General features: G+C 36.6%; 4 protein-coding genes. 2 read left to right on the top strand and 2 right to left on the bottom strand.

The features are described 5' to 3' along the window. Positions 1–294: 294 nt before the first annotated feature. On the bottom strand, positions 295–1,557 hold the full coding sequence (locus GM418_RS31415; protein WP_158872382.1) for an MlaD family protein: 1,263 nt from the start codon (positions 1,555–1,557) through the stop codon (positions 295–297). Between the two features lie 117 nt (positions 1,558–1,674). After that, positions 1,675–2,802: an N-acetylmuramoyl-L-alanine amidase family protein gene (locus tag GM418_RS31410; protein WP_217447662.1), complete on the bottom strand. Its 1,128-nt coding sequence runs from the start codon at positions 2,800–2,802 to the stop codon at positions 1,675–1,677. Between the two features lie 167 nt (positions 2,803–2,969). Here GM418_RS31410 and GM418_RS31405 point away from each other — a divergent pair, with 167 nt between their 5' ends. Both GM418_RS31405 and GM418_RS31400 read left to right on the top strand, forming a co-directional pair. Beyond that, positions 2,970–5,567, top strand: coding sequence for a putative LPS assembly protein LptD (locus GM418_RS31405; protein ID WP_158872378.1), 2,598 nt, complete (start codon positions 2,970–2,972; stop codon positions 5,565–5,567). 11 nt (positions 5,568–5,578) lie between these two features. Continuing rightward, on the top strand, positions 5,579–5,956 hold the full coding sequence (locus GM418_RS31400; RefSeq protein ID WP_158872376.1) for a RidA family protein: 378 nt from the start codon (positions 5,579–5,581) through the stop codon (positions 5,954–5,956). The last annotated feature ends 44 nt before the right edge of the window (positions 5,957–6,000 follow it).

The raw sequence follows: 6,000 nt of genomic DNA, 5'->3' as shown, positions 1-6,000 counted from the left end.
TTAAAAACGCAAGTTAATGAGGTTCTACAAAATAATTCTTTATAATTCTCAGTATTCCCGAAAACAAAATTTGCGAAAAAAAAGTTAAAAAAAAAATGAAATTGCTATTGATTTTTTCGTGATTACTATATTGTTTTCTCTATCAGTGGTTTAAAATTTGATTATTTTCAGACTTATCTAAGTTGTTGTAAGTGAGTTGTTTGTGTGTAATGTGTTGATAGTTAATAGTATATCTGGTTGGTAGTAGTTGGGTTTTTGTTGTCATAACAATTTATATCAACACTAATTGGTTTATTACTGTAATGATTTTAGTGCTTTTTTTAATTTTATTAACCGTCCGTTTTTAAATGCAACAACAGTTGCATCCGGAAAATTTTTCTTTACTTTTTTTTGTAACCCGATGATTTCATTGTAAGAATTGGTTGCACCTGTGAGGTAAGAATAAGCACCACTTGTTGAATATTCCTCGACCTCGGTTTCCAGTCCGTCAAATATTTTTGAATTTAACGGAATCTGATTTTCAGTTGATATCAGGTGTACTTTAAAAATAATATTTTTTGACGCAGCATCTCCGGCTGCGGTAATATACACTTCTTTGCCTAAATCCAGCGCAGAAAAGTGAAGATATCTTTTTGGGTTGGCTTGAATATCACTGATCAGTGAACTCAAGTCTTCGGAGAGGGTGTTTATGGAATAATAAAGTTCATCGTCGTTTAGTAAAAGTCCGGCGGAATTATCGTCGCTGTTTAATTTTTCGATAGTGGCTAAAAGTTGGTTTGAAGCATTTTGCAGGTTGGTTAAAACAGGAGAAACGGAAACCTGTGCGAGCGTATCGCTAAATGCGGACAGGTTTTGGATTGTTTTTTCAAGTTCTCCCGTATTTTCTTTAAATGCCGTTGTAACTTCATCGACATTTACAATTATCCTTTGAATACTTCCTTTTTCAGTGGAAACAATTTCATTTAAATCGGCTGTGGTTTTTTCAAGATTTTCGATGGTTTGGTTGATGTTCTCAAAACTTTCAGAAAGATTTTGCCTGGCATCTTCGTTAAAAATCACTGTTAGCACTGTTATTGCCGAATCAAGGGTGCCAAGCAACTCTTCTGCTTTATTTTTAATCGGAAGTACCTGCATGCTAACCTGTTCTTTTAAGTCAGCTTCAACAGCACCCGGAATAGTATCATTTGATGAATAAATTTCGGTCTCTTTGCTTAGAACTAATTTAACCGATCGTGTTCCCATTATATCGGCGCTAATAATTTGGGCAACTGAATTTACAGGAATTCTGAAATCGGCATCTATCATTAAGGTTACTATAAGTTTTCCACTGTTGTCGGGAGTAAATGAAATTTCTTTGACTTGCCCCACCTGGTATCCGTTTAATGTAACTTTGTTTGAGACATCGAGTCCGTCAATACGTTCGTAGATTACATGGTAGTATTTGTTTTGTTTAAATATATCGTTCCCCTTCAGGTAGCTTAGCCCCCAAATCAATATGGTTATCGATGTAACAATTAAAATGCCTAATCGCGCGTATTTCGAAATCTTTATTTTCATGCGTGTATTTTTTCAACAATAAAATGTGTCACTCCAAATTTTATTTTAGTTTTTTTTGATCAGCTTACCAATTTTCGATAATGTAAAATTAGGGATTTAGAACAGGAATTGCATTTTTCACTGAATCTTTTTAACGGAAACCAACTTATCGTCTTCAAAAACCACTATAAATGCATCTTTGAATTTGCCTTGCAGCCTTTTTCTCTCCGCTACCGCGTCGTCGTATGATTCAAATTTTCCTGAGTAATATTTGTGAATTTTTCCGGTGTTTATTTTAAAAATATTTTTCTCACCATTAAAGTTTGAAGGTTTTGTATCGAGAGATCTTCTCGTCGCTGCAACCTGAACCGAATAATAGGAGTTCGAAGCCGTATTTGAATTTTCTTTCTTTTCGTTGTGAACCACTGGTTTTTCTTCCGGGTTGGTAACCAGATTGAAGCTACTTTTTTCCTCTATTCGTCGTTTGTATTCTTTAAAAGCTTTAAAAATTGAGTTTGCAATATTGTCACGTCCTGATTCACTTAAAAGGTAATTTCTTTCCGATTGATGGCTTAGAAAACCAGCTTCGACAAGAACGCTTGGCATTGTAGTTTCTCTTAAAACCAAAAAACCGGCTTGTTTAACACTTCTGTCATATCTTTTGGCTACTTCGCGAAATTGATCCTGGATAACAGATGCCAGCATAACGCTCTGTTCAAGGTATTCATCCTGAATCATTTCAAACATAATGTAGGATTCTGAAGAGTTGGGATCAAAGTCTTCGTAAGTGGTTGAATAGTTGTCTTCGAGTAAAATCACCGAATTTTCCTTTTTTGCTACCTCCAGGTTATCCTCACTTCGGTGTTGTCCGAGAACAAAAGTTTCGGCTCCCTGGACCGACCTTGCTGATACATAGTTGGCATGGATGGAGATAAACAGGTCGGCATCGCTCCGGTTTGCAATTTCGGCACGCCGGTACAATGGAACAAAAATGTCTTTATCTCGCGTATAAATTACTTTGGTACCAGGGAAACTGCCTTTGATATAGGCTCCGAGTTTTAATGAGATATCCAAAACAATATCTTTTTCGCGGGCTGTACCTACAACTGCCCCCGGATCTTTTCCTCCATGTCCTGCATCAATAACAACTATTGAAACTTTTGATTCATCCTGAAAAGATGGGGTAGGGTTTTTCCCCTGTATTTCAGCGCACTTCGGCGACAAATAAGAAAAAATGATAAGAAATATGAATAAGCTTTGTTTCATAACAAAATTCATTTCGGTAACAAAAATAGAAATATTAGAATTATTTTGCATTTATTAGGGCTTTTGTATAACCCTTATTTTTATTTTTGCACGGCAAGCCGGGTAATAAAGGTTTTAATTCAGAAAACAATTTGTACAAAATAGGTTTAACATATCTTTTCATACTCTTGTCACTATTTGTTTTTGGCCAGGAAACAGATAAAAATGTTCGTATAATAAATTCAAATCAGCAAGACACAACTTTCTCCGAAACTCCCGTGCAGGATACTTTAGCTGTAGATACAGTTGAGATTGACTCAATTGTACCTCCTGTAATTGAAGCACCCATTGATTATAACGCAGAAGATTCTATAATTGTATCCTTCGACGGGCAAAAAGTATTTATGTACAACAATGCTCATGTTACTTATCAGCAAATTGAATTAACGGCCTATTATATTGAACTCGATTTGGAAACCAAAGAGGTTTATGCCGAAGGACTTCTGGATTCAACTGAAACTCTTATTCAGAAACCGGTTTTTAAAGATGGAGATGAAGAATTTGAGTCGAAAACCCTGAGATATAATTTCGAAACGAAAAAAGGAATAATTACCGAGGTTGTTACCGAGCAGGGAGAAGGTTATTTTCACAGTGAACGAACCAAGAAGATATCGGATGACGCATTTCTTGCAACTGACGGAAAATATACAACCTGCGATGCCGAGCACCCGCACTTCTATTTGCATCTTTCAAAAGCAAAAGTTATTTCCAATAACAAAATTATAACGGGACCCGCATATATGGTTTTGGAAGATTTTCCAATTTATTTTCCCTTTCTTCCTTTTGGATATTTTCCAAGCACACCAACTTATTCATCGGGAATTATTGTTCCTGCATACGGGGAGGAAGCCAATCGTGGATTTTATCTTCGCGATGGTGGTTATTATTGGGCTGCCGGGCAATATTTCGATTTGGCCTTGCGTGGAGATATTTATTCAAAAGGCTCATGGGCTGGAAAATTAAATACCAACTACAGAAAACGATACAAGTTTAACGGAAATTTCGATTTTAAATATAATGTAAATACGACAGGCGAAAAAGGAACCGACACGTATGGCAAATCAAATCAATTTGCTATTTCATGGCGACATTCGCAGGATGCAAAAGCAAATCCGAACCAGACATTTTCAGCCAGTGTAAATTTTTCGACCAGCGGATACGATAAGCAAAATTCGTTAACCGCTGATACCTACTTGCGTACGCAAAAACAGTCGAGTGTTTCATATACCAAAAAGTTTGAAAATACACCGTTTAATATGTCGGTAAACTTGAGGCACTCGCAAAATTCTACCGATTCCACCATTTCTCTCACATTACCAGAGATGACTTTTAGTATGGCCAAAGTATATCCTTTTAGGAAAAAAAACCGGGCGGGTCCGGTACGGTGGTATGAGAAGTTTGGAGTCAATTATTCCGGTAATCTCAGAAATGCGCTTCAGAATGCAAAAGAATGGGAGGTCATGAGTTCATCTTTTACAAAAGACTGGAAAAATGGGATAAAGCACAACCTTCCAATTTCATTGCCCAGTTTTAATTTGTTTAACTATGTCAATTTTAGCCCGAGTTTTAGCTATAATGAAAAGTGGTATTTTAAGAAAATGAACTATACCTATGTTCCCGACGGCGATTTCGATAATCCTTCCGTATTTGCAAATACAGTTAGAATAGATACATTAACCGGATTGAACAGGGTTTATGATTATTCTTACAGCGTGAGTGCCTCAACAAATATTTACGGGATGTTTTCGCCCTTAAATCCAGACTCGAAGGTGCAGGCTATCCGGCATAAAATGACTCCCTCTGTTAGTTTTAGTTATACTCCCGATTTTGGGCAGGAAAAATTTGGTTATTATCAGCCTGTTCAAGTCGATTCTGCCGGAACAATAAGATATTACGATGTAAACTATGGTGGAATTTACGGAGGTTCTCCAAGCCAGGGAGCTTCAGGTGCTGTTTCTTTTTCTTTAAACAACAGTTTGGAGATGAAGGTTCTGGATGTGAAAGATACAACGAAGTCGGATGAAGAGCAGAAGTTTAGAAAAGTAAAATTGATTGATAATTTAAGTTTTAGTACATCCTACAATCTGGTTGCCGATTCGTTTAACCTGTCGCCTATAGCTATTCGGGCCAGGACAACTATTGCCGGCGTTAGTGTAAATGCAGGAACAACGCTCGATCCATATATTCTTGATGAAGATGGAAGAGTAAATAAATACGCCTGGAGTGAAAAGAAAGGTTTTTCGAAATTCGGAAGATTTACCCAGGCCAACCTTTCATTTGGTTTGCAATTTAAATCGAAAAAAGGAGTAGAGCAGGCTCAGGCCAATAAGGAAGCTATTGAAGAGGAAAATATATTGCCCGGTGATTATTCAAATTATGCCGATTTTAACGTGCCCTGGGATTTTAATATTGATTATAGCATTAATTACCGTGGCCCTAGTTATTTAGGAGGAGATAATATTGTTACTCAGACTCTGGGGTTCAGGGGAAACCTAAACCTCACGGAAAAGTGGCGTATGAGTATGACAACAAATTTTGATATTATGGCCCGGGAGTTTTCATTTACTACTTTTAATATCACACGTGATTTGCATTGCTGGCAAATGGTGTTTAATTTTATTCCTTTTGGTCAGAGACGGAGTTACAGTTTTACAATTAATGCAAGATCTTCGTTGTTAAAAGATTTAAAACTGACAAAAAACAGAAGTTATTTCGATAATTATTAATAATACAAAAGATGAAAAAAGTTATTGAAACCTCGAATGCTCCGAAAGCGATTGGGCCATACAGCCAGGCTGTTGAAGTGGGGGATACACTATATATTTCAGGACAGATTCCATTAGACCCTGAAACAATGAAGGTTGCTTATGGTGGTATTAAGGAACAAACAGTTCAGGTATTAAAGAATATTGGAGCCATTTTGGAAGCTGCCGGATATTCATATAAAGACGTTGTGAAATCGACCTGTCTTTTGGCAAATATGGAAGACTTTAAAGACATGAATGAGGTATACGGACAGTTTTATACTGAGAATCAACCAGCCCGGGCAGCATTTGCGGTAAAAGAGTTGCCGCTGAATGTACTTATTGAAATTGAAACTATTGCAGTAAAATAAAAGCAGTTGTCTCAGAATAAATTACTTATATATTTTTTTAATAA

It is taken from the genome of Maribellus comscasis, from assembly GCF_009762775.1.
Classification (GTDB): domain Bacteria; phylum Bacteroidota; class Bacteroidia; order Bacteroidales; family Prolixibacteraceae; genus Draconibacterium; species Draconibacterium comscasis.
The sequence above is the reverse complement of the archived record's forward strand: the minus strand, read 5'-3'. Positions and strand labels throughout refer to the sequence as shown.